Below are 25662 nucleotides of genomic sequence, written 5' to 3' on the forward strand. Positions count from 1 at the left end.
TTTTTTTATGCTACGTCCGATTTTCTAATAGAATCTGTATAATGCTTTGCTTTTTCTTTATCGAATCCGCCTTCCCACTTAGACATCACAATAGCAGCTAATGCGTTACCTACTACGTTGACAGATGTACGAAGCATATCTAAAATACGATCAATACCAGCAATGAATGCCATACCTTCTAGAGGTAATCCCATTGATCCTAGTGTTGTTAATACAACAACAAATGAAGCTCCTGCAACTCCTGCCATTCCCTTAGAAGTCAACATTAATACAAGTAAAAGTGTAATTTGTTCTATGAAAGATAAATGAATCCCATACATTTGTGCAATGAAAAGGGCAGCAATGGCTTGGTAAATGGATGATCCATCAAGGTTAAAGGTATATCCTGTCGGAATAACAAATGATGTGACAGCTTTCGGACAACCAAAGTTCTCCATTTTAGTCATTAACCTTGGCAATACTGCTTCAGAGCTTGCGGTTGTAAACGCTAAAATTAACTCATCTTTTAAGATTTTTATAAGCACTAAAACATTAGTTCCAGCCATTTTTGCAATAATACCTAATACTACAAAAACAAAGAAAATCATGGTCAGATATATAACGAGTACTAACTTTCCTAAAGGGATTAATGAACCAATTCCAAACTTCGCCACATTCAAACCAATTAAAGCAAATACGCCAAATGGAGCAAATTTCATAACTAAGTTTGTCATCCAAAACATGGATTCTAGTACGCCTTCAAAAAAATTTAAAACTGGTTTGCCTTTTTCTCCAATTGCTGCAACTCCTAGACCAAATAAGACTGAGAAAAAGATAATCGCTAATAAATTTCCTTCAGTCAATGATTGGAATATATTAGTTGGGATGATATGAACAATTTGAGCTGCTACACCTGCACTTTCAGTTGTTTTAGATGTTTCTTCATATTTGGATATATCACCTTTCTCAAGGTTCCCCATATCTATACCAGTACCTGGATGGAACAAATTTGCGGCCAATAAGCCCACTGCTAATGCAATGGTAGTAACAATTTCAAAATAAAGAATGGTTTTTCCACCTAGTCTTCCTAACTTTTTAATATCACCTACACCAGCTATAGATACGATGAGTGCAGATACAACGATAGGAATAACAATCATTTTAATTAGGTGAAGAAAAATATCTCCTAAAGGTTGAAGAATGGCCATCACTGCATGATTTCCATAAAAAAGAGCACCTATAGCAATCCCGAACGCAAGTCCAATAAATATTTGTGTAGCCAATCCTAATTTCTTCATAGTTGTAACCCCTTTCAATTTACAGTTCATTAAAACACTTAAAGAGAGCCTATGCTTAGGCTAGCGTCTATAAAAAAAGACAATAATTAAAAATAAGTCCAATGTGTAAATAATCTTTAAAATAAATGGTAATCATATAATTTGAAATTAACTCCCCCCTTCAGTAAAGCGTTTTCAAAATCTTTAATGTAAAATACACTTTTTCGGCTCACCTTATATACCTGAGCATATAGTATCATTTATAAAGAGATTTTCTATTATCCTTTTAACCTTTTGAAATCCTGTTTATTGTCTAACATTCATATAAACCTAGAAGTGACTGTTACTAGATTTATATGAATGTTAGACAAGAGTACCTTAATCTATTATCCCTTCATTTCAGATAAAGAAATATCTTCTTCTTTTATTTAGAGATAAGGAAATCATAACATTAGATATCTCTATAACTTGTTAAAATAATTAAATCTCTTAAAATGTTTTTCTTCAAATTAAATGATATCGCTTTCAAAAATTTCAATCGTAGTAACTACATATATCTTCTCTGAAAGCTAAAGGAATTTAGGATTTATTTCAAGTGTAACTTAATTAACTAAACTACAGCATTAAGTTGGGGTATCTCCTTCAGCCTCTTCATACTGTAATCTCATTATAATAAACATGCGTTTCTTGTATATAGGTAATGAATGGAATCAAAAAAATGATAATAACGAAAAGTATATTTTTAATTTCATGTTCTCTTTTTGCGTACTTCAGTTACATTATATTTATATACGACAGATAAATCAAGAAAATTATTATTCATTTCGCGTACATTTTATTTAGACAGGTCTCATAGAAGTAAATAATATTTTAATAACGACGAACTGTTATGGAAAAAACAAAGTAATTTTAACATACACCTTTTATATAGACCTAATTGTGTTAGTCTAATAAAAGTCAAATAGAAAAGAATGATCAACCTGGAAGAAATAAAAGAGCAAGAAATCGATTTTGATAAAGTGTATGACTATGTGGAATTTCCGAATAAGGTTAGTGGCCGTTGCGATCACTGTAACTCAGCTTACTTCAAAAGCTCCGTAAAAGGTGGCGTTTTCTTACATGAATGTAGAGAATGTGGCATGAGAAAGAGTATATAAAATGTAAATATATAATAACCAGGCCCTTCAGAATTTAAAGGGGCCTTTTGTTTATGTTTAATAAGGTTGAGTAATAGATACTTCAGTTTAAGTGAGGAAGCTAATCCCTAACCTATAAAAAAGCGCAGATTCTAGGGCCGTTTACGCCTGACCTACTGCAGTGATGAAGCATATCTGCACTTTATTTTTAAATATTTTCCATAATAATAAGCGACCCTATATACTGTAAACAAAGTTACTAAGGTCGCTTATACTATATTTTGATTTATTGTTTTTTTGTCTGTTTCTTTATAATAAAATATCTGTAATCTCATTAATCTTCTGACAGAATTTCGCTATCATTATTAATTTGATCGAATAAATAAGTAAGATAAGAATCTAGTTCAAATTGATTACCTTCAACAAAATCATATAGCATAGAATTATTTTCTTCTCTCATTTTTAATCACTCCAATTTAAGTTTTTTCAATTTTTATACATGATGACCATGATTCTTTTTTTGACCCATTTTTCTTAAAAGAAAGCTTACAATTAATACTAAAATGATTGATCCAATAATTGCTGGGATAATTGCAAAACCGCCAATGACTGGCCCCCAACTTCCCAAGATAAGGCCGCCCAACCAAGAACCAATAAAGCCAGCGATAATATTACCAATAATACCTCCAGGAACGTCGCGTCCCGTAATTAAACCGGCGAGCCACCCGATAATTCCACCTACAATTAGCATCCATAGAATCTCCATTACTACTTCCCTCCTTTTAAATTATTTAGTTAACTTTACCCCTCACTAAAACTCATTAATCTTGTTATTTTTTTCCTGATCAGAGTTTTTCTTGTATATAACCATCTACGCCTTACTTACTGCAGTAAGAGCTCCTTGTTGTTTTTTGAGTAGACAGGTAAATTTACTGCAGTAGCTACATCATAGTATCTAAAGAATTACGACTTGATTACTAATCAGTATCTATTTCAGTACCGTTGCCGCGTTAATACGCATTGTGGACGTCCAGTTTTAATTAGCCATTTTTCTTTCCTTTGTTAATCCGGATTACACGTTATCTTTCCATATCTTAATGCATCATAGATAGCTCGCCCATCACTTAAACTCGTTTCTGAATATTCAAAGGGTAAGAGCGAGAAAACAATATAATAAATAGAGAAATAAACAAATTGGTAAGAAAAGAGATTCTTTGAGAGAACACCCAACATAATTAAACCATACACAAGAAGGATAGACGCTACATTAGCTACGGTACCTCCAGCATAAACACAAGCATGAGTAAAACGGTTATCATACTTTAATTTTTCGTAAATACAAAAGGAGTGCAAAAAATAAATAGATTTTATTTTAATTTTCTTCCACCTAAAAATCGTTCCCCCTTGTCCAATGGTAAAATCGACCTTTCCTCCTAGAATGATAGCCATAAGTGAGTGCCCCAGTTGGTGAATAACAGACACAAGTGGAATGACAATCAAAAAAGAAAATAATAGTTTCGGCATATCACTCCATCCAAACATACCTGTCTCCCTTTCCTCTTAAAATAATCTTACATTTGATATTCCACATTTTCGCCTATCAAAACCGGTATTTTTATGAGGGCTGTATAAGAGAATGATGCTTTTCTATTCTTTGTATTTATGATTTCCATTAGGTTAACTAAATAATTAAACCGGACTTTCTTTACAATAAAAAGAGCTACCTCGAAATAGAAAAACTAACCTGAAGAGACATAAGAATACGAGGAAAGAGCTTATAGTGGTAAATAAACTGAATGGATGAAAAGGAGCCATTGATTTCTTTAAAAATAAAAAACGCTTAGTATGATTGCTTAAGCGTTTTTTATCTTTATTCCAATTCAGTTAATGGCCGATATTGTTTAGAAGTAATTAAATCACCCTCAATAAGAACATAAGGATGTGTTTCCATCAGAATAGTTTTGAGATACTCTGGCATCCTCTCTCCTTTGTATGCACAAATTAATGGGAATGAGAGTTTATTCACCGCGCTATCCACTATTTTTTCAAAATCTTCGATTAGATGTAAAGGATCTTCCATTGTGCTCCATTCTACATGTGCCCATGATCTGAAAGAAATTCTATTTTCTAAGTAGGGCTGAACGCTCTTATTAAAATAATTAAGAATGGCAGGAGGATGATAACTACCACTTGAATAATAGAAATCAAAGTTGTTTATACGATGTATCATTTTCATTTGATCTGTAGTCAATAGTATTTTCAAATGGTCATGAATAAAAGGATAAAAACGGTCATTTTCAATAAGAAGAATGCAATCTCCAGCAAAAATCCCCTCTTGGATATAACTTACAACTTGTCGTATATAATTTTCTTGCTGGTCGTAGGAATACAGTATATGAATACTCTTTTGTTCTGCAAACAACTGATTCATTTTACTTTTCAACACATAATCCCTTCTTTCTTCTCGCTCTCTCATTATACTAGGATTATGTAAACAAAATATAGTGGTAACTTATTGAATTTTCAAACAAATAAATAAAACCACATACAGAAGGTGCGCTTTTTATACACTTTTCTAAGCTCTGTCTCAAAGAGAAACCTTGTTAAATCAACGATGTATAAAAATATGCATAAAGTAAAAAACTCTTCTTCCTGCGAACCCTTTTCTATAGAAGTAACATCTAACGTATTTTATTAAAAATATCGTTAACTATTACACACATTGTAGAAAAAGTTCATATTTGTCGTCACTAAGTGTAAACAATAAAACTTTAATAATAACTAAAATACTTTAATGTTTACTTAACTAATAATAGAACGAAGATGAGGTTATTTTACACTCGGAGATTTAATCACAATATTTATTTTTAAAGCTATATGTATATGAATCTAAAAATCTGGTCAGACTAATAACGTATTCCCCCTATCCCAATAAATTTGAAAACCCTTTGCTTATAGTAGCAAAGGGTTCTTTTTATCTTCTATATCTCAAAAACAGACAGTTCCTCTCAGCTTGAAAATCAAAAGAATAATTCCATAAGGGGAATACTAAAAATAACAGCAAAAATCTGCGAAATTAAAATTACTCTCGTTTTGCACTTTACGATTGCCCAATAAATCCCTATCGCGATCATATAATTTTTAGATAGATGCCATATCTCGGGGAGGAGAACAATCGTTAAAAACATCATAAGGGTCATAACAGAAGTGGTGATGAGTAGATGTTTAAGTAACGTATTATCCGTTTTTATCATCATTTTCCCCGAATTGGTCTTTCCAGTCCCAATAACTATCATAAACCTCGTCATGTAGCATTAATTCACTATGTTCATCTTCCAATTCTTGTTCAGGTAATAAGTGCTTTGGTTTTATTTGAAGACCTAGCCAGACTCCATCGTTATCAATTTCAATGTCATTCGGATCTGAAACGCCATCTACTAAACACATAAAATCATGAAATAAGCCCATCATATTATCCTTAACTATCTTTTCAATTGCTTTTATTGATGCTGGCGATAAATTTTCGCTACTTAAACTTAGGGCTTCTTCATCTGTTAAGTTTAGTTCCTGCCAAACGAGTTCTTTATTAATATTAGTTAGTTGGTTACCCATTTGCGAATATTCATGTATAAGTTTCTGCATTTCCATCAACATAGCTTTTCTTGAATCCATCGTTATATCTCCATTCTTTTCTTCTTAGTGAAAATTTAATCCCAGTAGTTATAAAGAACTTCCCCTACAGTAATTGGTTTCCAATATGCTATTTGTGCTAATTCTGCATGGTTTAGTTGGTTGTCATTTTTTATTAGAACAGATCCTTTTTTACGCATATATAGTAACCTTTCGTTCAATGACTCTGCATTTAATAACGTTTTTATTTAAATAAAAGATCTATTTCTTTCCGGTCATAATCTAAAATCCAATGATTATATTCTTCATAAAGAAACTTTATAGATTCTTTATTAGAGGCTAATACATCACAACCTCGATCATCATACAAATGAAAAATGATTTCTTTAGAAAGATTAACAAAATAAATATCATAACCACTTTGTGGGTTGTTTTTAAGTATGCTAGATGGATGATCAAAGTCTTCATAACAAATAGCTTTTAAGAGTTGTACATATTTTAGTTCTGGTTTCTTACAAGAAAGTGCAAATCGATGAGTGACAGATTGATCATCTGCCTCATCAAATACACTAGGTAAAGGGTGATGACTTAATTGATATAGCTTTTCCTTATTTTTTATGTATTTTAAATATACGTTTAAAGGTCTTTTTTGGAGGAAGATATCTTTTTTTATGGAGTGTACATCCGTAACAAGAAGAATCTCATCTTCTTCTTCAAATACTGCTTCAAATAATCGGATTGAACGATAAAATGCTTGCTCTAAATGTTCCTTCTTATAATAAGGTATCAAAGGATCCGATATTTCAAAACGAATGCTATTTTTCCATAAATAAAATAGAGAAGGGCCTAATATTAGTCTTTCAAAATGTTTTTCTAAAAATGAGTGTAGAATATCATGGTTCATATATTTTTCTCCGTGGTTTTTGATTTTATTTTAACATTTTTCTAAGTGAATTCTTTATATACGATATAAAAAGCTCTCTTTATAAATTCTGTTCTCAGAACACATTAAAAAGGAAATTTTATGAAACTTCAATACTCAATTTAAAGGTAGAAATGAATAGTAATAAAAAAAACACCTGAATAATAGTTTATTCAAGTATCTCTTGATAATAGTGATTTAATTTTCTTTAATTACACTTGAAGGGCTCTTTTTATTAGGCAAAAAGACAAACTTCGAATCAATAATGAAATGTAGTGCGATAGGAACCCACAAAGAGCCTGTCCCCACAAGAAGAAAAAACATAATGCCACCTAAATAGGAAGTGAATAGTACCCCTTTCCAGCCTTGGTAGAGGTGAACAATTCCAAATAACAGACTTGAAATAATTCCAATTGCAACGGTAGATAAATGAAAAAGGAGGTGGTCGAAATAATGAAACATTGCGCCACGAAAAATAATCTCTTCGCAAACTCCTGCTGTAACTGCTATCAAAAGAAAAAACAGCCTTTCCTTGAAGTTTGATGGCAACAGGAATTGAATACTCTCATCACTTAATCCTTCGGAAATTTTCTCTCTAGCATTTTTGGAAAAGGAAATCATAAAAACAATCATTATAATACTAATTCCTGCCCCCACTCCCGCAGACAGTAAAAAATCTTTATCTAAAGAAAATAAAGGTTTTTTAATAGAAAATAAGTTGTTAAACGTGTGTTTAGTCAAAAACCAATAGACTAGAAATATGATGACCAATATCCATTGAGTAATAACAATTTCCCCGTACATTCTCCATTTGTTTAGTTGATTACTTTTTATTTTCTTTAAATAAAAATAGTCCCATACTGGATACCCTACAATAATTAATAGTAAAAACAGAGTAAGAAATATCATGTTTATCACCTCTTAGTTGTTAAATATTTTCAAACCCATTTTATTATAACATTGTGATTTTTAGTAATTAGAATAAATTATGTTTTATTTTCTAATTGTAAACAATTAATACTGTAACCATTTTTGTATTGAATATTAACAGAAGACAGGTGTTAACACTGAGACAACTGTCTAGGGTTCCTATTTAATGAGAAAAAGAAGCTCCTCCCTCTCCCAAAAGGTAGGTTCTTTTGTTTTTAAGTTCTATTTAAACTTTTTTATACCTCTAGTTTTTATAAACCACGTTATTGGCGCAGATTCAACCATATGGTAAAATGATCCTTTAAAGGATTAATAAAGAAATAGGAGTGTATTTTATTTGTTACATGTAGTAATACCGCTTTTAGTACTAACAACTGTGCTCTACTTTTTCATTTTAAGAGCTAGAATAAAAAAGGTAGGTTTTCAACCTAAAGAACTTCTCTCCAGTTTATGTTTTTATATCATATCCATTAATTGTTTTTTATCGATGTGGCTAAATTATAACGGTACAATAAGTTGGGTTGTTAATATGATGTTACTATTACTCGCTGCTTACTTTACAAAGTATTTAAAAGTAAATAAAAATAAAAATACATAAGATATTTGATTTGTAATTAATATAATGAACTTTATTGGTAGTGAAGCTAAATATTAATGACCACATCTGTGATTAGATATGGCCATTATTTATACATAAAAACTATCGATTATGAGTTTATTCTGTTTATGATTGTCGCCCTGTTTGTAGTGAAAAGTATGTAATTTTGCTTCTTAGTTTTAATGAATATTCGATCAGTTGTTCCATATGGAGGACCTATACGGATTGCATCAACTTCTTTACCTCCATACGTATCGTCTTCCGTAATCTCAATAATATCTTCTAGTGCAATATTAAATTTAGCAAGTTGCCATTTTATGATTAATTCTTTTTCTGTTTTCTTAACGTCAATTCCCACTGTAAACATATAAACATCCCCTTTTTCCTTATAATTACATTTTAACACACTATAAGAGAAGATAAATTAATGAATACAATATGCCGAGTTAATTAACATAAAACCTATTATAAGAACCATAAATATTTGAAATAATTAGATGTTTCTCTTTTTAATTTAGTAAAATTATCTAAGAAGATAAAAAGGGGGAAGCAATTCCTCAAACTGAATTGGATTGGAAGCCAGATAAAGAAGCTATGACATGCATAGAGATGGTTCGACATGTCTTAGAGTCAGAATACTATTATCATCTAGCTATTAAAAATAGGGGTATCTTAAAAGAATTTGACTCTCCTTTTGAAAAAAAACCATTGATTTGTGTAAAAAGTGAATTGGAATTTGCAGACATATACCATCAACAATTTCTAGAGATGATAAGTACCTTTTCAGATGAGGATTTAACATGTATTCAAATAGATCGTTCAGATGTAGGCTATATTCGTTCTTTAGGTGATATGTTATTGCGTATAGGTTATCATGAGTTCGTACACGCAGGACAACTCTTACAGTATTTAAGAACAATGGGAGTTGATCGTCCTAAAGTCTGGGATTAAACAAGTTAAGCGCTTATGTATACCACATATACAAACCCAATTAACATAATCAGCATTTCAGATTCTAACTGTTTCGTTAGAATCTCAACTCTGAGACATATGTGAAATTTTTACTATACACCACTTGAAGATATTATAAAGTGTCTTGCTGTCGATAAAAAAGTTCCAATTAATTTGACATTATCCAGTCCCTAGAAACCTAACACGTTTTCTTTTTCAGGTTTCCATCCAATATGCCATATTCGTTTTGAGCAATTCTTTCACTTTCTGCATAGCTTGTAGATTACAATAAGCAATGTCGATGCCCATTAAGTGCCCAAAATAGTGATGTACGATTGTGTTTGACATACCTTTGTTATCCACACTGTAAATTCGTTAATCATGTTAATCAACTCACGAATGTACTTGTTTTTGTGATGATCAAACTGTTTGTACGTTTCCTCTACTTTGCTAAAATCAATCCATTTCTTTAGTTTAAGCATAGGCGGGTTGGTGCTCAAAAAATACGCGAGTTCTTGCAGCTGATTACTGATCCTCAGCCATGTTTCTGCTTTGATTTCCGTCACTTGGGTAGGTTGATACTGTGGCACATACTTACAAATCGTGGTGTAGAAATAAGCAAAAGCTTCATCAGCAAAATAGACCGATTCTTTATTCCAATACTTTGCATTGTACTCACCTGGCTTCACTTCTATATAATAAGCATTTTCCACCTTATCCACATCTGTTATCATTTCAAAAGGAGATTCCATAGTAACACCTCTTCTTTAGATAACGTTAGTATGTCCGTTTTTATTAGTGATTCACCTAAAAATCACTCCAAAGTTAATATCATGTACTTTTATTTTTTTAACCATTTATAAAACATAGGTATGATTGCCCTTCCTTTGAATAGGTTAGTTGTAAAAAAACATATAGCCGAAAGGAAGTAGCAATTATGCATATAGAAATAAATACCTTATTTACTTTAGGTTCTTTAATGGGTTTATTAGTAGGTGGAGGACTTCTTAAATTAGTTAGTCACCTGTCACGAGGTAGAATTCAGTTTATGTATGCGATATGTGGAGGAATCTTATTAGGGTTGTTATTTTTTGATATCCTTCCTTCCACATGGCATCTGTATGATTTAACAGGCGTTCTATTAGGCATCGTAGCAGGATATATCGTTATGCTATGCATTGACCTCTTTTTGCATAAAACAAATAGTGCAATTTCACCTTTGCAGTCACTTATTTTATTAACGGCTGCAATCTTCTTTCATAATATTATCACAGGTATTACCTTTGGGATAACAGATCTACATCAGTCAGCTTCCGTATTTGTAGCTACCCTCTTACACCAAATTCCAGAGGGGATGGCCCTAATGACCGTTCTCTCCATAGCAAAAATACCTAACGTCTTCTTTTTATTCATTATAGTCCTTCTATCACTATCTTTGGGAGGGAGTTTATTACTTGGAGAAAGTGTACAAGCTTCCTCGCTTAAAATACAAGCCTTATCGACTGGAGGAGCAATTGGTACCCTATCTTTTGTTATTTTTCATGAAATAATAGGAAAGGCTATTAATCACTTCAGAAACCTACATGTATGGCTATTAATATCGCTAGGAGTACTAATTATTTATATTTATCACTATTCCCTTTCACTATTTCATAGTCATTAAACTTATATAGAAAATTTTAGAGATCTTAATTTATAAGGTCTCTTTTTTATTCTTATAAGATTAATCATATTACATAAGAAATTCAAAAGTCGTGATCCAATTTTTTTCTGATTTGTTAAAAAGAAGTATGAAATTGATTTGGAAACAGCTTTTGAATGACATAAATGATTTTTGATGAAGTTGAAAATACTAAAACAGATGGTCAAATTAAATCTTTAAATGATGAAGCTTCTGTTAGGGTTTCCCAGAACTTAAAAGCACCATCCCATCATAAAAGAATTAACATTCTATATCTACTGTCTTAAAAGGAATCTTTAGTATATAAGGCTTTCGGGGATTTAAAGATCCACCCATTGAGTTTTTTGAATAAACTACTTTTAGTGAAATCCAGAACAAGAGAAATAACGGTTTTTCAAACAATGATCATGTTTTTGCAGCAAGGAGAGATTTTTATGGGAAACAACCACAATCACGACCACGGAGATGTATTTCACTCCCATGCTCCGATTGGGAAAATGAAATTAGCATTTTTTCTTACTTTAATTATCCTGGTAGTCGAATTAATTGGAGGATTCATTTCACACAGCTTAGCCCTACTTTCTGATGCTGGACATGTACTTACAGATATTGCAGCCATAGGGCTATCGTGGTTTGCTATGCACCAAGCCCAAAAGCCAGCTTCGGAAAATTTCACTTACGGGTATCACCGTTCAGGGATACTAGCTGCTTTTATTAATGCCATGACGTTAATTGTTATTGCTGTTGTCATACTATACGAAGCGATTGATCGCTTTAAGGATCCCCAACCAGTGGGAAGTACATGGATGTTTATTAGTGCATCTGTTGGTTTAGCCATGAACCTTTACTTAGGTCTTGGCTTAAGGAAGGAAGACAACATCAATGTGAAAAGCGCCGTACTTCATATGATTGGGGACGCAATGGCTTCGGCAGGAGTTATTATCGGAGGACTTATTATCCTATTCACTGGCTGGAATATCGTAGATCCAATCCTAAGTGTTCTTATTGCATTCTTAATTGCTTTGGGCGCATGGAAAATTGTAAAGCAGACAATAGAAATTTTAATGGAAGGTACACCGAAAGGAATCTCTTTAGAAAAAGTAATGGAAACAATTCATGCAGTTAAAGGTGTACTAAATGTCCACGATTTACATGTTTGGAGTATAACTAGTGGGAAAAATGCATTATCCTGTCATGTGGTGTTAAATAATCAAATAAGTTTCCTGGAAAGTCAGGTCATATTAAGAGAAATTGAATCCAAACTTCAACATCAAGAAATTGAGCATGCAACTATCCAGTTAGAAAACGAAGAGCACCCTCATGATGAGTCAGCTATTTGCTCTACCACCAAACGTGAAGGTCATCACTAATACAACTTGGTGTTTTTATATGTGTAAACCCTGAAGAATATTGCTGTCGATAATAAACTAAATGTATAGGTCAACAGACAAAAAAATCATGACTCACTTTTACGAATTATTATTTCCCAGCTCTTTCTTACATTATGAATGAGTTTTTGTGTTTTAAAAAAGATATATTTTCACGAACAAAATATTCAAATCTATTGCAGAGTGTTAAAGAAATTATTATCGTTAATAAAATAAAAAGCCATCTAGTATTTGAAGTAAAGGTGGCTTTTTACTATAATATGCACGTCCAGACATACATACTATATCTTTTCATACAATCACATGTAAAAAAGACTATAAGAATTTAAAGAAAGTATTAATAATAAAAATCACACTTAAAAGTGCAATAAAAACAATCAATTCAATTGTTTCCTCACTATCTTTTATTTTATACTTTAAATCTCTATCTTTAAGCTGTATGTTTTTCTTATATCCTAATTCCATATGATTAATTCCTTCCCTTTATGTATTCGTTTTAATGGGCATGTTTACTATTTGGCTTGTTTCCACATGTAAGTTAGCACCCTCTATACTGTGTTCTTATGCTAATGTATTCTCTACTTTAGCTGTTATATCATGAGCAGCGTCTACTCCCAAGATGGAATTTGCGAGAATGGAGATATCTACTACAGGACTCCATAATGTTTCCTCTCTTTTATCCTAACAAAGCAAGTTCAAGTGGGTCTACAGCAACCTTTTTGAAGGATTCTATAAAAATAAACCCCTATCAAGAAAGTTTCGTTAAGTAAAAAAAGTAACAATCTTAGATTTATCTGTTACATGTTTAATTGAATTTATTCAATATTTCATGGGACGTAGCTTAGATATAGACGATGTTCTACTTAATATGTTTGGAACAGTTATAAGTTATGTGGTTCTTTTAATAAATAAGCAAGCCAGTAAAATAAAAAAGGGCGACTATATAGATAGATGCCCTTTTTGTTCCAATAAGCTGGTTGATGGTAACTAAGTATATAATTTATAAAACAGAATAACCTCCTGTACAGTAGGTTGTTCTGTTGGGAATACGTTATTAGTCTGGCCAGATTTGTAGATTCATATACATATAACTTTAAAAATAAACATTGTGATGACTCTGTTTTTAAAAAGCAACCTTACTTAAGTTTTTTTAGTTAAGTAATTGATAAAGTATTTTATTTATTATTTATTTTTTACTATTTACACTTAGTGACGACAAAATAGTTCTTTTTCTACAAAATTTCCCAACTTGATATTACTAAATACCACTGAATTTAACGCTCATTCCGTTATCTAGATGAAATAAGAAGATACCTTTTCCTCAGAGTCCATTAGAAGAAATATTTTTTTCATTAAAACCCTCCAACTTATATTTATGGATTTATTTCTCTGAAAAGACAACAACAATAATTTAGTGGATAGCGTAACAACGATGGTTGGTTAAATTTTTGTGATTCTAGCTGTGAACGTCTTCAGCAACACGTTCACCAATATCCAGCACACGCGAGATGTTTTGCACAATTTCAGGAAGCCCGATCACGGCCTCTTGGAACATCCAAATATAAGCTAGGACTGCAAATATGCTCTTCGTGAAATGATTTCTTAATTTATTATTTGAAAGGTTCTTTTTCAGGTAATCCCAATATGTCCGTATTTTTAGGTGTATGCCCTAATAGACGTAACATAACTACAATTTGTCCTTTATGATGTGATTCGTGAGTAATTGAATGGGTAAGCAATTGACGAGGTGTCTTTCTTACAAAACCACTGTTTGCTCTCCAAGCAAGTTCTTTTTCGATAGACTCATCAAATTTATCTGTGAATTGCTCCAATACTTTTTCTACATATCTATCAGCCTGTTGAAAATAATGCTGAATATCGTCTATTTTCATAGTATTAATTACTTCTTTTGTGAATAGTGGTGATGATGTTTCTGAAAGCACAAAAGAACCTAACCAAGCATGGTAGCAACCTGCCACATGAACTAGAGAATCTCTAATATTTTGAAAACCAAATGCAAACTCTTTCGTCAAGTCACCTTCACTCAATTCTCTACACTGCTCTAATAAAGTTTGTCGTGCTTGTTTTACCCATTCATATTCTAGCTTTTCCATAACAATCCCACCTCTCAGACATATAATGAAAAATTATTCTTTACTATACACTCTTTAGAATTATTATTACACCCATTTTTTCATTAATTAGTTAAGTAAATGATAAAGTACTTCGTGTATTAATGACAAATAGATCATTTTTCTACAAAAAATATAAAGTATACAACAAATATGGCCTAGTGACAGGATAGGAATGTTTTGTTTGAAAGGAATTTGTAACTTTTAAATAGAATGATTATGAAAATGGACAGATAATAAAATTTTACACATAAGGAGATAAAACTATGGAAAAAAACAACCTACTAAGAATGGACAATGTCAGCATCGTTGTAGAATCCCTTGATGACGCAATTTCTTTCTTTAAGGAGATTGGCTTGAGTCTCGAAGGGCGGGCCACCGTCGAAGGTCAATGGGGTGGCCGCGTAACGGGATTGGGTTCTCAGCGTGTAGAGATTGCGATGATGGTCACCCCGGATGGTCACAGTCGGATTGAACTTTCGCGATTTCTCAGCCCACCTACTATATCAGATCACCGGAATGCTCCTGTAAACGCTCTCGGCTATCTACGCGTCATGTTCACTGTTGAAGACATTGACGAAATGGTGTCCAGACTTACTAGATATGGCGCTCAGCTCGTTGGCGAAGTGGTTCAGTACGAGGACTCGTATCGTCTCTGCTACATTCGTGGAGTAGAAGGACTTTTAATCGGTTTGGCAGAGCAACTCAGTAACAAATAAGTAAGTGACGTTTTATAAAAGTCTTTACTGAAATGTACGTTTAACCTATCTGAATCTTCAATAGATCGAGATTATTTTCAGGTTTTTTCAAACCTTTATTTTACTTTTTCGCCCCCCTATATATACTTAATTATGGAATTTTTGTTTTAATATTCATAAAAAGGGTATTAGTTCTAAGAATCAACTAAAATAGGAGGAGATCAAATGAGAAGAGCGAAACAAGCTGTTGTAGCTTCTGCTGTAGGTTTAGCTATGTTAGCGACGCCATTAGCTCTACCGAATTTAGGAGGTTCTGCTGGCTCCGCAGAAGCTGCAGAAGTTGGAGGAGACGTAGCGATTGATCCAGTAGCCATAGGACAAGCGATTGCAGATGCGGCTAAAACGGCCGACAATCGAAGTGGTTTTGTTAAGGGAGCGATGGAAAAAGCTTTCTTTGAATCGGGTCAGCAGTATAATGTGATAGTAATGAATTTAAGTCAAGGTTATAATTCCGACCAGTTACAAGGTGTACAATATTTTGATACCGTAGATTATGATGGTATCACGTTTGGGGTCTGGATATTTGAAGAAGGAACGTTTATTAATGAAGGTGATGGAGGTTATGATAACTGGGCCTTTAGAGGTTGGTTTGAACGCACGGGGGACGATGAGAAAACGGTCAACTTCCATAGACCTTGATCTAATTAAACAGAACCCTATTTAATTAAATAGGGTTCTGTTTGTTTGCTATAAGAATTTTTCTGTTTAAAAAGATTGCAATAAAAAGTCTAGTATAGCGCTTTAGACAACAGTATCTCAATTAGAAATCTTGTTCCTTCCACAGTAGCCCAATTTTTTGTTTTCTCTGCAAAACCTTTTCTAGATAACGTTCCGTTATTTTACGATTACTGTGGCCAAGCTCCTTTTGAATTAAGAAAATATCAGCTCCCTGCTGCCTACTATAAATCGCATAAAATGACCAAAATAATGAAGTGAAATCAGTGAAATGGATGGGCTTGAAGCTGCCGGGAAAGGCATTTTAAGCTTTTATTAGCTTTCGTTTTCACTATCGCTATCGTTATCAATATCATTATCGTTGTCAGTATTACCATATTTAAAATCAATAATGTTTTTTCTAATTTCTTCTCTGATTTCAGGGTTTTCTTTTAAGAAAACCTTAGCGTTTTCTCGTCCCTGCCCTAAACGTTCCCCATTATAAGAAAACCAAGATCCAGACTTTTGAACAATATCTACTTCAGAACCAATATCTAAGATTTCTCCTTCTCTTGAGATACCTTCTCCATACATAATATCTACTTCAGCAATGCGGAAAGGAGGTGCCATCTTATTTTTGACTACTTTAATTCTTGTTTTGTTACCAACTATGTCATTTCCCAGTTTAAGTTGTTCAGCACGGCGAACCTCAAGGCGAACGGAAGAATAGAATTTTAGCGCTCTTCCGCCTGGCGTTGTTTCAGGATTTCCAAACATAACGCCTACTTTCTCCCTGATTTGATTGATGAAAATAGCAATGGTTTTAGACTTATTAATTGCTCCAGATAGTTTACGAAGGGCTTGAGACATCAAACGAGCTTGTAGACCTACGTGAGAATCTCCCATTTCTCCCTCAATTTCTTTTTGAGGAACTAATGCTGCTACTGAGTCAACAACAATAATATCTACAGCACCACTTCTAACTAATGCTTCAGCAATTTCAAGTGCCTGCTCACCAGTATCTGGTTGAGATAACAGTAACTCATCAATATCTACACCTAGTTTTCTTGCGTAAACTGGATCAAGTGCGTGTTCAGCATCAATAAAGGCAGCTCGACCTCCATTTTTTTGTACTTCTGCAATCGCATGTAAGGAAACTGTTGTTTTACCTGAGCTTTCGGGTCCGTACACTTCCATGATTCTTCCTTTTGGATAACCATTAATTCCAAGAGCGATATCTAAAGCTAATGAGCCTGAGCTAGATGCCTCAACTTTTGTATGTGTGCCTTCCCCCATCTTAATAATTGATCCTGTACCGAATTGTTTTTCAATTTGTTTTAGAGCCATATCTAGTGCTGCTTGTTTATCATTCATAATTTAAAACCTCCGATTGTTAGTACGTTTACAGTAAACGACAATGTATATGGATAAATAATAAGGATTGGCTCAAATGTTTTTGCTCCGTGCGAGAAAATTTTGTGTTTAACTGTCTTGGTTTATTCTGTTGTTCCTTTATTTATCTCTAAACCCTTAATATCGAACAAATGTTCCTGTTGTGTAATCATACAATAAACGCATCTAGTTGTAAAGGAGAAAGTTTTGTACAAGCCAGCCAAAGAAATATCTTTTTTGTAAAAAGTAGGTTTATACCTTTAATACTTACAGTTATTGAAACTTTAATCTATAAAATAACCCTTATTATACGAACAAAGAATAATTCATTCTCTTATATACATTATGTTATGTACTTGGACTATCGAATAAGAAAAGGGATAAATTATAATAGATTTATTAGAGAAAATTTCCACCTAATAAATTCAAATGAAATTCGTTATTAAAAATGTGATACATTAAATAAGAGACAAGAAATGAAAGGAGTTTTTTTAATGAGTAACCATGAAGCACAAAATGAATTGCCACCAAAAACATGTACAATCGATCGACTTGTAACAATGCCGGATGATGTAAATAAAGTAATCAAAGGCAGCAAAACAGCAACTCGCCGAAATGGAAGATATGCTGATGTAGGAGAGATAATGGTTTTAGAAGATCAAAAATTTGTAGTGGAACGAGTTTATTCTCAATCACTAGGTGAATTAACAGATGAAAATGCTCGCCAGGAAGGCTATGCTACAGTAGAGGAATATAAACAATCTATTTTGTCTTATCATCCTGGGATGCCTTGGCTTCCGCAAATGAGGGTATGGGTGCATGAGTTCAGATTAGTTAACGATTGATAGGTAAAAGAAATGGATTTGTTGTACCGTATATTAGTATATATTCATGTTTCTAGTGTCATTTTATCGATTGGTCCTTTTTTTATTCTCTTGCCAATTGTTAAAAAACTACATAGTTCAAGAGAACAAGAAATGAATGCCTATTTGATCACATTTCAATCTGTTGTTAGGCTCGCAAAACATACGGGCCATGTTCTTGTTATCACAGGGATACTCCTCGTTATGTGTGGCCCATGGACGTGGACTACGCCGTGGATTATAATGACACTGATTTTCCTTTTTTGCTCCTTGTTCTTTCTGGCCCGTGCTTTTTCACCAACACTTCGAAAGTACAAGGAGGAAGGACAAAATAAAAAAGAACTGGCAACTAAACTAGAGCGATCTATTTGGATTTATATCATTCTATTAATGACTATGCTTTGGTTTATGGTCGGTAAGCCAACTTTTTGGTGACACCCATCCATTTGTCATCACTAAGAGTAAATAGTTAAACTGATTATTTTCATCAAATACTGTACGTTTTACTTAACATAACTCGTATTTTCGGTATGAAAAAAGATTTTTGCTTGTATATCAGATGCACATTTGGATTAAAAATTAAAAACCCCTATTAACCGTATGTTAAAGGGGTTCTTACTTATTGTTTAAACTCCAAGTATGAAGTTCTTATAGAAGAATACACTAAATATCAATATGTTTCAAGTCAACCCAAGTAATTATCTACTTGTTGCTACTATTAATAGGTTGATCTATAGATTGTTGGGTCTCAAATAGAGAGGTCTTAATGCCGATTAAAGACGCCACAATCGTTAGGATGCCTGCTGAAATAAAAATTAAAGAGACGCTAATATATTCAGCTGCAACACCTGCTAACATTCCACTAATTGGTAAAGCCAAAAAAGCTAACATACGAGTTGAACTAATTACTCTTCCCAATAAGGCTGATGGTACAATCTCTTGCCTAAGGGTAAACCAATTAATTGCTAATAATGTTACCGAACCGACAATTACAATTCTACAGACTATTAACAAAATAACTGCAGTGTTTGAAAAAGTAAGGATAGTTTGACCTAAACCTATTATTACACCACAATAGATAATTATATTTCCCCGTGGTAATTTATTTAGTTTATTTGCAGCATAAATTGCTACAAATGACCCTAAGGTTTGTAGGGAAAATATTAAACCAATATACTGTGCCGATAAATGTAAATTATCCTTTAGATGAAACATAAATAAAGCTTCCATAGCACCATAACCCACATTGATTAAGAATATGAGAATAGTCCCTATCAAAATCTTTTTAGTATTTATAACGTATTTAACTCCTTCAGCTATTGAATTCATTATAGAACTATTAACTGGATTTTGGCTTTTATATTTCTTAGTTATTAAGCCAATGAATATTCCAGAAAGAAAATACGTGAAAAAATTAAAATATAATAAGTTATGAGTTCCAACCAAAGCAATTAAAATGCCTGCTATTGAAGGGCCTGCAAAGGTTGTAATTGTCTCTGATAACTTGAATAAAGAGTTACCCTGTATTAAATTTTCACCTTCTAAAATTTCTGGTATGACCGATTCAAAACTTGGATGATAAAATGCACTCACAGCTGATATTAAAAAAGCTACCACATATACAATCCATATATCTAACACGTTTATTAAAGCTGCAAGAGGTATGATAATAATTAAAATGGCTGATAAAATATCACCTATTAATAAAATGTATTTCTTACTTATACGATCAGCTAAGGCTCCGCCTAACAAACTAAACAATACTTGAGGCGTAATTTCTAAAACAAATGTTAATGCCATTAAACTTGGTGATTTAGTCAAATCATATACTAATAAAGGCAGTGCGATTTGAAAAAAAGACGTGCCCAACTTACTTGTTGTGGCACTTAAAAATAAGCATAAAAAATCTCTGTTCTTTAGTACTTCATAAGATTTCAACATTTACCCCCCCATCATAATTATTTACCTGCTGTTACAGGTGCGGAATGGCAAACTGGACAATCCTCTTTCTTATTCCACTCTGAAATAGGGTAAGTTTGATATGTAAGGAAATTTAATTCCATCATTTTCCCTAATGATGTTGGAGTTTGAATACCTGTTACCAACCCTAAAAATTCATTTACAATAGCACCAGCCAACATAGCTACATTAGGACTAATCGCAGCATTATTTCGTTGGAAATTTATCTGATGCATACTGTCAAGTTGCTTATTAACTATAACATCACTTTCAATTATGGTTTGTTTATGACACTCTACACACCCAGTTTTTCCTGGTAACATAGAATAAAATCTGCCCCTTGTGTTTAGGACTCCACCTGAAACTAACGGCTTTCCTAACTTCACTACTGCTTCATTTACCCAGTCCTGTATATGAAGGGTTGGTTTATCGGCTACACAAATTACATAATCACTACCTTCAATATGTGCCATTACATCTTCAGCACATTCTATACGCTTATTAGTAACGTTTAACTTAACATTAGGATTAAAACGCGATATTCTTTCCTTTGCTAATTCCGTTTTTAACTTATTAATATCTTTTTCAGAATATAACAACTGTCTATTAAAATTGCTTAATTCCAAAGTATCAAAATCCAATGCATTAATGTTATGAAAACCTAATGCAGATAGATGATATAGTATTTGACTACCTAAACCTCCGATTCCGAGCAAAGCAACCTTTGTATTTATGATAGTTTCTTGCACATTGTACTTATTGTCCTCTAAAGACGTAAAAAGCGAAAAATAATTAAGGTTTGCTTTGTATCTTTCGAGTTCATAATCTCCTATAGATTGAGGATTCAAAGAATTATCTTCTAAATATTTCTCTGTATCTAATGCCTTTATCCCTTCCAATACCTCATTTTCTTTTATGTTTGGATACTTTTCTTGGACTAAATGTATTATTTCTTCTATAGAATTTTTTCCATTAATAAGAGAAATTAAATACTTAATACTTCCACTGGGATCTTCAATAACTCCTGCTACTCCATCTTCTTCACCAATATGGATTTCATCATTTATAAAAAATACAGGGATTGTCTCTTTGAACTTAGGTTTCATTTTCTACATTTCACTCCATTTCTCTTAATTATTGAAATAGGGAACTATCATATGATAGTTCCCTATATTTACAGACTTGAAGTTTAAACAATAAGTAAGTAGTTCACATAATGATAACGTTTTAGCCTGGAATACCGTTTAATACCGCAGCTTTATTAGTTGTTTTCTTAACTTTTACCTTCATAACTAACACCTCCATTTCTTAAAAGATATATTTATAATATTGCATTAAAAAGGCATTTTCAACAATTAAATCCAATTTTTATAATATTCAAACAAAAACAGGTAAATTATACTTTTTTTCGTTTATTTTAAACCGACAAATATTCCATTTATAATATTTTTTCTTGCATGTAAAACCAGCATAGATGAGTAATCCAGGTTTCCGCAGTTTTCCATTGAGTAGATATTTTTCTAACTTGTGATTCTGTTAATAATTCGTTATACTCATAAATCTCTCCTACTACTTTACGTATAATTAAATCTCCTGCGGGTAGAATGTCTTGACGTCCTATACCTCTCATTAGTATTGACTCTGCCGTCCATTTTCCTATACCTCTATGTTTCATTAAATAGCTACAACCCCCTTCACGATCTAATAAATATAAGCAACTTAAGTCTAGCTCTTCATCTATAATGGCTTTAGTTATTTCATGAATATATTCAGCTTTCCTTTGACTTAGCTTTAAGTCACGAAGTTGGTTTATATTTAACTTCATCACCTTGTGGGGGCATAAATCTGTATAATATTCACAGTTATTAATTATTATTTTAGCTCCTGTTTTTTCTAACAAACTCTTTTTAATCCTATGAGCAACTTTTGCACTAATTTGTTGACCGATGATTGCCCATATGATGGATTCGTAGACACTTCCTAATAAAACAGGTCTAAACCCTTCGTACATTTTTATTAATTTTCCTATCTTAGATTCATTAGCTGTAGACTTTTGAGCTTTGTTTATATCTTGTTCCAGACAAAATATTGTGATAATTTTCTCCTTTACTAGTTGAACCTGATTATTCTTAACTTCTTCACCAATAACTTTAACTTCCAAGTACTTACTATCGATTCCTTCGTCCCTAACTAGTACTAGGTACGTTCTTCCCCCTATTATAAAAGCTCTACAATATGTGTTTTCAATAACCTTCTCGATTACAAAAGAGGGCGAGTTTTTTATGTACCTTAAAATTAAATCAAAATTATATATGCTTGGTTTATTAATTCTAATTATTTTTTGTCTCATAACTTCCTCCCAATTTTTAATAAATCTATATTAACAGGCTTTCTTAAAAAATTAATGATTAATCTAAATAAACAGATAATATTTATAAAACCATCCATATTTTTCATTGTAAGACTTTGGATATGTTATATTTATAGTAAAACTAAAGGAGTGAGCGAAAATGGATGCGATGAGTTTTATTTTACTAAACTTTGAAGAAGTGAGACGTCGAAGTATAAAAGTATGGATGTCAATACCTCAAGATAGGTTAGACTGGCGCCCTGATCCAGAAGCAATGTCATGTAGGGAAATGATACATCATGTTCTTGAAGGAGAATACCTCTATCATCAAATGTTAGAAAAACCCCTTAACCTTTCTCTAACAGAGGAGCATAATCCTTATAAGGCAGTAACATTTAGTTCTGTTGAAGAAGCATTAAAGTTTGCTCAACCATATAGGGGAAAATTTATAGAGTTTTTAGGCCTCCTTAATGAAAAGCAGCTAACAGAGATAAAGATAGACCGATCGGAGATGGGATATATTCGAGAGTTAGGAGATATGTTGTTACGAGTGGCTTATCATGAATCAGTACATACAGGACAACTTTTAGATTATTTAAGAACTGCAAAAGTTAAACGTCCTATAATATGGGATTAAGTTTCTGATTAATCTCCCGTTGTTTTATTTTTCTCTGCTCTAAAGAACGCTCATACAAAGCCATAAAGTTGTTTACTTAAAGGGGGAAGAACCATTGTGAATAATGAAAAGCAGTTACTTAAATTTCAGACGTTTCAGCAACTTCACAAAAGACCCTATACTTTTGTATTGCCTAATGCTTGGGATGTTATCAGTGCTAAAATTTTTGAGAAAAATGGGTTTCCAGCTATTGCAACAACCAGTGCTGGCATAGCAATGTCTTTAGGATATAATGATGGTGAAAAAATCCCTTTTGAACAAATGTTAGAAGCTGTTAAGAGAATTATTAATTCCGTCAATATTCCTGTCAGTGTAGACCTAGAGTCTGGCTATGGCAGGTCTACTAATGAAGTGGTAGATAATACAAGACAAATTATTTTAGCAGGAGGAATTGGTATAAACCTAGAAGATGGGACGGGAGATTTAGATAGTCCTATTTTAGATGTTTCGTTGCAAGTAGAAAAAATATCTGAAATTAGATTACTATCCAAATCGCTAAAAGCCCCATTATTTATTAATGCGCGTACTGATTTGTATTGGTTAAATACAGGAGATCCGGATCTAAGACTTCAAGAAGCCATCAATAGGGGAAAAGCATATCAAAAGGCTGGAGCAGATTGTATTTTTATTCCTGGGCTATATGACATGGAATCCATTAAAAAAGTTCGACAAGAACTATCTTGTCCCATTAATCTTTTGTCTGGGCCAAACTTGCCTTCTATTAATACATTATCGCAAGTTGGTATTGAAAGATTAAGTACTGGATCCGCCCCTTTTAGAGCAACTGCTACATTATTACAAAGAATTACTGAAGATATCCTTTGTGATAATAATTTTCAACGATTAATGAATGATAATATGAGTTATGATGCGATAACAGAACTAATTGGGACTCCTGAATAGAATTTATCAAATTTAATTTAGCTTGCCTTTATAGAACTGGTAGGACTACTGAAATATACAGTAGTTCTTTTGCTGTTTGAACTATATTTAAACAGTTACCATAAAACGTTTTATAGATTGTTGATATAACAACTATTTTCTTTCAGGTGATTGAAGATATGATGTATAAAAAGCTCCCCTTTTATACATGTGCTCGTCATGGAAAAGATAGTCGTTATCGTATAAATATGTTATCATTTATCTAAAGTTATAGAGTTATCTCAAAAAGCAACCTCACTCGAATGCCATTAAAGACTGAGGTTGCTTTTTCTTTTTTAAATAAAATTAAAATAATTGTGTTAACTCAAAAGGTAAGTTAGTTGAATAAAATTATTAATTTACTATCTAAGTAGTAACCGCGTTTTTATTCTATAAGGAGGCCTAGAATGATGAATCTAATCGATAAGAAAGTTACACACAAGCATTTTGGAACAGGTACTATAGTTAAATATAATGATTCTAGTATTGAAATAAATTTCGCATCAGAAAACAAAAAATTTGTTTTCCCCGATGTATTTGGAAAGCACCTAAAACTGCATGATAAAAGTGTTGCTCATTCCCTGGAAAAAATTTTAGAAGAAAAGGAAACGGAACGAAAAGAGGAAGAATGGAAGAAGGAAGAAGAAAAAAAATTACAGCGAAAAAATCAGGAACTTCGCTGGGGACATGAAAAACTTATGAAAAACCATAAACTTCATCCCGAATCACAAATGGTTTTTTGGTGCGACACAGAAGAACAGAATAGTTCTTTTTCAGAGTGGACGGTTTTTTCAGGCGTAATAAAAAGTGGTAATTACAAGGGGAAGCCAACCAAACCCACCCGCCTACATCAAAATAGCGCTGTCTTGTTAACAGCAATAGATTCCAGTATGCCTGAAAAAGACAGACGCATCTTAGGTGTCTATATGGTCAATGAAAATTTTATCGGTAAGCTTTGCGAAGATGGATATATTCCTGCTCATTCAACGTACAGACTCCAACTTACAGAACAAGAATCCAATCAGATGCTTTTCTGGAAATATTATATAAACGAAAAGAACTCCCAAAAAATGGTGTGGAATACAGGTAAATACCGTTATTTTGATAATTCATGGATGGCTCAAATTTTGCTTGATATAGTTTCATTGAAAAGTGACTCAAACGAACGAGAGCAGGCACAGCAATTTTTTGAGCATTTTTGCAAAATGAATTTGATAACGGATCAAGAGTTACCAAAGCCTAATGGCGCATTAATGCGTATTTAGACGTTAGCCCACAGGTAATTAATTAAGAATGAAAAAAGACTGACGCACTTTTCTGACCCATTGCTAATGACGAACAGTGCCGGGCTCTGTTTGCCAATAAAAGCGTAAATAAAGAATCTACTGCTACGTGTAAAGTAAAACAAGCAGGCTCTTAATAATCAAGAATCTGCTTGTTCTGCTCTACATAAGGACTATCAGTA

Annotated in this window: 27 protein-coding genes and 1 pseudogene; 12 read left to right on the top strand and 16 right to left on the bottom strand. The window is 32.7% G+C overall.

The genetic code is table 11. From position 1 onward, the window contains the following. Nucleotides 1–5 precede the first annotated feature (5 nt). Nucleotides 6–1277, bottom strand: a complete 1272-nt coding sequence (locus ACH6EI_RS15680) for a cation:dicarboxylate symporter family transporter (RefSeq protein ID WP_028413781.1) — start codon at nucleotides 1275–1277, stop codon at nucleotides 6–8. A 950-nt stretch (nucleotides 1278–2227) separates the two neighbouring features. Here ACH6EI_RS15680 and ACH6EI_RS15685 point away from each other — a divergent pair. Next, entirely contained in the window at nucleotides 2228–2413 is a 186-nt protein-coding gene (locus tag ACH6EI_RS15685; protein ID WP_108674593.1) for a DUF8096 family protein, read from the top strand. Between the two features lie 313 nt (nucleotides 2414–2726). Here the strand turns inward: ACH6EI_RS15685 and ACH6EI_RS15690 are convergent, their stop codons facing one another. The 8 genes from ACH6EI_RS15690 to ACH6EI_RS15725 all read right to left on the bottom strand — a co-directional run bounded on the left by ACH6EI_RS15690 (nucleotide 2727) and on the right by ACH6EI_RS15725 (nucleotide 8839). Continuing rightward, nucleotides 2727–2852 carry a hypothetical protein gene (locus ACH6EI_RS15690; protein WP_255219823.1) on the bottom strand — a complete coding sequence of 42 codons (126 nt, stop codon included), beginning with the start codon at nucleotides 2850–2852 and terminating at the stop codon, nucleotides 2727–2729. Between the two features lie 33 nt (nucleotides 2853–2885). After that, on the bottom strand, nucleotides 2886–3158 hold the full coding sequence (locus tag ACH6EI_RS15695) for a GlsB/YeaQ/YmgE family stress response membrane protein (RefSeq protein WP_028408939.1): 273 nt from the start codon (nucleotides 3156–3158) through the stop codon (nucleotides 2886–2888). 296 nt (nucleotides 3159–3454) lie between these two features. After that, nucleotides 3455–3934 carry a hypothetical protein gene (locus tag ACH6EI_RS15700; RefSeq protein ID WP_098999915.1) on the bottom strand — a complete coding sequence of 160 codons (480 nt, stop codon included), beginning with the start codon at nucleotides 3932–3934 and terminating at the stop codon, nucleotides 3455–3457. Between the two features lie 328 nt (nucleotides 3935–4262). Continuing rightward, nucleotides 4263–4838: an MEDS domain-containing protein gene (locus tag ACH6EI_RS15705; protein ID WP_081356431.1), complete on the bottom strand. Its 576-nt coding sequence runs from the start codon at nucleotides 4836–4838 to the stop codon at nucleotides 4263–4265. 791 nt (nucleotides 4839–5629) lie between these two features. Continuing rightward, nucleotides 5630–6064 carry a hypothetical protein gene (locus ACH6EI_RS15710; RefSeq protein WP_028413785.1) on the bottom strand — a complete coding sequence of 145 codons (435 nt, stop codon included), beginning with the start codon at nucleotides 6062–6064 and terminating at the stop codon, nucleotides 5630–5632. Between the two features lie 202 nt (nucleotides 6065–6266). Continuing rightward, nucleotides 6267–6926 (bottom strand): DUF3885 domain-containing protein, encoded by a 660-nt coding sequence (locus tag ACH6EI_RS15715; RefSeq protein ID WP_098999917.1) that lies wholly within the window; start codon nucleotides 6924–6926, stop codon nucleotides 6267–6269. Nucleotides 6927–7142: 216 nt separating this feature from the next. After that, nucleotides 7143–7748, bottom strand: a complete 606-nt coding sequence (locus ACH6EI_RS15720; RefSeq protein ID WP_189643454.1) for a type II CAAX endopeptidase family protein — start codon at nucleotides 7746–7748, stop codon at nucleotides 7143–7145. Between the two features lie 833 nt (nucleotides 7749–8581). Then, the gene (locus tag ACH6EI_RS15725) at nucleotides 8582–8839 is read right to left on the bottom strand and encodes a SunI/YnzG family protein (protein ID WP_028413788.1); all 258 of its coding nucleotides are present in this window, start codon (nucleotides 8837–8839) and stop codon (nucleotides 8582–8584) included. Nucleotides 8840–9009: 170 nt separating this feature from the next. On the opposite strand from ACH6EI_RS15725, the pseudogene ACH6EI_RS15730 reads away from it, so the two are divergent. Next, a pseudogene (locus ACH6EI_RS15730) lies at nucleotides 9010–9423 on the top strand (DinB family protein); the annotation flags it as partial. A gap of 308 nt (nucleotides 9424–9731) precedes the next feature. Here ACH6EI_RS15730 and ACH6EI_RS15735 read toward each other — a convergent pair. After that, a complete protein-coding gene (locus ACH6EI_RS15735; protein ID WP_098999919.1) occupies nucleotides 9732–10175 on the bottom strand; it encodes a hypothetical protein in 444 nt (147 codons plus the stop codon). A gap of 185 nt (nucleotides 10176–10360) precedes the next feature. Here ACH6EI_RS15735 and ACH6EI_RS15740 point away from each other — a divergent pair, with 185 nt between their 5' ends. Together ACH6EI_RS15740 and ACH6EI_RS15745 are read left to right on the top strand one after the other, a co-directional pair. Then, nucleotides 10361–11086 (top strand): ZIP family metal transporter, encoded by a 726-nt coding sequence (locus ACH6EI_RS15740; RefSeq protein WP_098999920.1) that lies wholly within the window; start codon nucleotides 10361–10363, stop codon nucleotides 11084–11086. A 452-nt stretch (nucleotides 11087–11538) separates the two neighbouring features. Further along, nucleotides 11539–12474 carry a cation diffusion facilitator family transporter gene (locus ACH6EI_RS15745; RefSeq protein ID WP_098999922.1) on the top strand — a complete coding sequence of 312 codons (936 nt, stop codon included), beginning with the start codon at nucleotides 11539–11541 and terminating at the stop codon, nucleotides 12472–12474. Nucleotides 12475–12807: 333 nt separating this feature from the next. Here the strand turns inward: ACH6EI_RS15745 and ACH6EI_RS15750 are convergent, their stop codons facing one another. Further along, nucleotides 12808–12957, bottom strand: coding sequence for a hypothetical protein (locus ACH6EI_RS15750; protein ID WP_155017187.1), 150 nt, complete (start codon nucleotides 12955–12957; stop codon nucleotides 12808–12810). 316 nt (nucleotides 12958–13273) lie between these two features. Here ACH6EI_RS15750 and ACH6EI_RS15755 point away from each other — a divergent pair, with 316 nt between their 5' ends. Next, a complete protein-coding gene (locus tag ACH6EI_RS15755) occupies nucleotides 13274–13483 on the top strand; it encodes a VanZ family protein (RefSeq protein WP_081732881.1) in 210 nt (69 codons plus the stop codon). 619 nt (nucleotides 13484–14102) lie between these two features. On the opposite strand, the gene ACH6EI_RS15760 is transcribed toward ACH6EI_RS15755, so the two are convergent. Continuing rightward, the gene (locus tag ACH6EI_RS15760; protein ID WP_028413792.1) at nucleotides 14103–14606 is read right to left on the bottom strand and encodes a DinB family protein; all 504 of its coding nucleotides are present in this window, start codon (nucleotides 14604–14606) and stop codon (nucleotides 14103–14105) included. Between the two features lie 284 nt (nucleotides 14607–14890). Here ACH6EI_RS15760 and ACH6EI_RS15765 point away from each other — a divergent pair, with 284 nt between their 5' ends. Both ACH6EI_RS15765 and ACH6EI_RS15770 read left to right on the top strand, forming a co-directional pair. Beyond that, the gene (locus ACH6EI_RS15765) at nucleotides 14891–15343 is read left to right on the top strand and encodes a VOC family protein (protein ID WP_047751219.1); all 453 of its coding nucleotides are present in this window, start codon (nucleotides 14891–14893) and stop codon (nucleotides 15341–15343) included. A 204-nt stretch (nucleotides 15344–15547) separates the two neighbouring features. Further along, the gene (locus ACH6EI_RS15770) at nucleotides 15548–16021 is read left to right on the top strand and encodes a hypothetical protein (RefSeq protein WP_028413794.1); all 474 of its coding nucleotides are present in this window, start codon (nucleotides 15548–15550) and stop codon (nucleotides 16019–16021) included. A 351-nt stretch (nucleotides 16022–16372) separates the two neighbouring features. Here ACH6EI_RS15770 and recA read toward each other — a convergent pair whose 3' ends face one another. Next, nucleotides 16373–17410, bottom strand: coding sequence for a recombinase RecA (gene recA / locus ACH6EI_RS15775; RefSeq protein WP_028413795.1), 1038 nt, complete (start codon nucleotides 17408–17410; stop codon nucleotides 16373–16375). A gap of 512 nt (nucleotides 17411–17922) precedes the next feature. Here recA and ACH6EI_RS15780 point away from each other — a divergent pair. Both ACH6EI_RS15780 and ACH6EI_RS15785 read left to right on the top strand, forming a co-directional pair. Continuing rightward, entirely contained in the window at nucleotides 17923–18273 is a 351-nt protein-coding gene (locus tag ACH6EI_RS15780) for an ASCH domain-containing protein (RefSeq protein ID WP_033579502.1), read from the top strand. A gap of 18 nt (nucleotides 18274–18291) precedes the next feature. Further along, a complete protein-coding gene (locus ACH6EI_RS15785; RefSeq protein ID WP_028413797.1) occupies nucleotides 18292–18726 on the top strand; it encodes a DUF2269 family protein in 435 nt (144 codons plus the stop codon). A 267-nt stretch (nucleotides 18727–18993) separates the two neighbouring features. On the opposite strand, the gene ACH6EI_RS15790 is transcribed toward ACH6EI_RS15785, so the two are convergent. From ACH6EI_RS15790 to ACH6EI_RS15800, 3 genes are all read right to left on the bottom strand, one after another. After that, nucleotides 18994–20229, bottom strand: coding sequence for an MFS transporter (locus ACH6EI_RS15790; protein ID WP_372452327.1), 1236 nt, complete (start codon nucleotides 20227–20229; stop codon nucleotides 18994–18996). Between the two features lie 20 nt (nucleotides 20230–20249). After that, nucleotides 20250–21356 (bottom strand): HesA/MoeB/ThiF family protein, encoded by a 1107-nt coding sequence (locus tag ACH6EI_RS15795; RefSeq protein ID WP_033578641.1) that lies wholly within the window; start codon nucleotides 21354–21356, stop codon nucleotides 20250–20252. A 332-nt stretch (nucleotides 21357–21688) separates the two neighbouring features. Beyond that, nucleotides 21689–22600 carry a DNA-3-methyladenine glycosylase family protein gene (locus tag ACH6EI_RS15800; RefSeq protein ID WP_108674591.1) on the bottom strand — a complete coding sequence of 304 codons (912 nt, stop codon included), beginning with the start codon at nucleotides 22598–22600 and terminating at the stop codon, nucleotides 21689–21691. Nucleotides 22601–22760: 160 nt separating this feature from the next. On the opposite strand from ACH6EI_RS15800, the gene ACH6EI_RS15805 reads away from it, so the two are divergent. The 3 genes from ACH6EI_RS15805 (at nucleotide 22761) to ACH6EI_RS15815 (ending at nucleotide 25462) form a co-directional block, all read left to right on the top strand. Beyond that, nucleotides 22761–23237, top strand: coding sequence for a DinB family protein (locus ACH6EI_RS15805; RefSeq protein WP_108674590.1), 477 nt, complete (start codon nucleotides 22761–22763; stop codon nucleotides 23235–23237). Nucleotides 23238–23333: 96 nt separating this feature from the next. Beyond that, entirely contained in the window at nucleotides 23334–24179 is an 846-nt protein-coding gene (locus tag ACH6EI_RS15810; RefSeq protein ID WP_108674589.1) for an isocitrate lyase/PEP mutase family protein, read from the top strand. Between the two features lie 428 nt (nucleotides 24180–24607). After that, entirely contained in the window at nucleotides 24608–25462 is an 855-nt protein-coding gene (locus ACH6EI_RS15815; RefSeq protein ID WP_047751880.1) for a hypothetical protein, read from the top strand. Nucleotides 25463–25662: the final 200 nt, after the last annotated feature.

Source organism: Priestia sp. JSM ZJ58 (assembly GCF_044383985.1).
Classification (GTDB): domain Bacteria; phylum Bacillota; class Bacilli; order Bacillales; family Bacillaceae_H; genus Priestia; species Priestia zanthoxyli.

Bases quoted from the DNA above. Each gene is read 5' to 3' on its own strand.
- ACH6EI_RS15685 (WP_108674593.1), top strand. From the start codon at position 2,228: ATGATCAACCTGGAAGAAATAAAAGAGCAAGAAATCGATTTTGATAAA.
- ACH6EI_RS15710 (WP_028413785.1), bottom strand. From the start codon at position 6,064: ATGGATTCAAGAAAAGCTATGTTGATGGAAATGCAGAAACTTATACAT.
- ACH6EI_RS15805 (WP_108674590.1), top strand. From the start codon at position 22,761: ATGGATGCGATGAGTTTTATTTTACTAAACTTTGAAGAAGTGAGACGT.
- ACH6EI_RS15690 (WP_255219823.1), bottom strand. From the start codon at position 2,852: ATGAGAGAAGAAAATAATTCTATGCTATATGATTTTGTTGAAGGTAAT.
- ACH6EI_RS15765 (WP_047751219.1), top strand. From the start codon at position 14,891: ATGGAAAAAAACAACCTACTAAGAATGGACAATGTCAGCATCGTTGTA.
- ACH6EI_RS15700 (WP_098999915.1), bottom strand. From the start codon at position 3,934: ATGTTTGGATGGAGTGATATGCCGAAACTATTATTTTCTTTTTTGATT.
- ACH6EI_RS15740 (WP_098999920.1), top strand. From the start codon at position 10,361: ATGCATATAGAAATAAATACCTTATTTACTTTAGGTTCTTTAATGGGT.
- ACH6EI_RS15815 (WP_047751880.1), top strand. From the start codon at position 24,608: ATGAATCTAATCGATAAGAAAGTTACACACAAGCATTTTGGAACAGGT.
- ACH6EI_RS15720 (WP_189643454.1), bottom strand. From the start codon at position 7,748: ATGTACGGGGAAATTGTTATTACTCAATGGATATTGGTCATCATATTT.
- ACH6EI_RS15780 (WP_033579502.1), top strand. From the start codon at position 17,923: ATGAGTAACCATGAAGCACAAAATGAATTGCCACCAAAAACATGTACA.
- ACH6EI_RS15750 (WP_155017187.1), bottom strand. From the start codon at position 12,957: ATGGAATTAGGATATAAGAAAAACATACAGCTTAAAGATAGAGATTTA.
- ACH6EI_RS15795 (WP_033578641.1), bottom strand. From the start codon at position 21,356: ATGAAACCTAAGTTCAAAGAGACAATCCCTGTATTTTTTATAAATGAT.
- ACH6EI_RS15735 (WP_098999919.1), bottom strand. From the start codon at position 10,175: ATGGAATCTCCTTTTGAAATGATAACAGATGTGGATAAGGTGGAAAAT.
- ACH6EI_RS15695 (WP_028408939.1), bottom strand. From the start codon at position 3,158: ATGGAGATTCTATGGATGCTAATTGTAGGTGGAATTATCGGGTGGCTC.
- ACH6EI_RS15680 (WP_028413781.1), bottom strand. From the start codon at position 1,277: ATGAAGAAATTAGGATTGGCTACACAAATATTTATTGGACTTGCGTTC.
- ACH6EI_RS15800 (WP_108674591.1), bottom strand. From the start codon at position 22,600: ATGAGACAAAAAATAATTAGAATTAATAAACCAAGCATATATAATTTT.
- ACH6EI_RS15770 (WP_028413794.1), top strand. From the start codon at position 15,548: ATGAGAAGAGCGAAACAAGCTGTTGTAGCTTCTGCTGTAGGTTTAGCT.
- ACH6EI_RS15760 (WP_028413792.1), bottom strand. From the start codon at position 14,606: ATGGAAAAGCTAGAATATGAATGGGTAAAACAAGCACGACAAACTTTA.
- ACH6EI_RS15725 (WP_028413788.1), bottom strand. From the start codon at position 8,839: ATGTTTACAGTGGGAATTGACGTTAAGAAAACAGAAAAAGAATTAATC.
- ACH6EI_RS15745 (WP_098999922.1), top strand. From the start codon at position 11,539: ATGGGAAACAACCACAATCACGACCACGGAGATGTATTTCACTCCCAT.
- recA (WP_028413795.1), bottom strand. From the start codon at position 17,410: ATGAATGATAAACAAGCAGCACTAGATATGGCTCTAAAACAAATTGAA.
- ACH6EI_RS15715 (WP_098999917.1), bottom strand. From the start codon at position 6,926: ATGAACCATGATATTCTACACTCATTTTTAGAAAAACATTTTGAAAGA.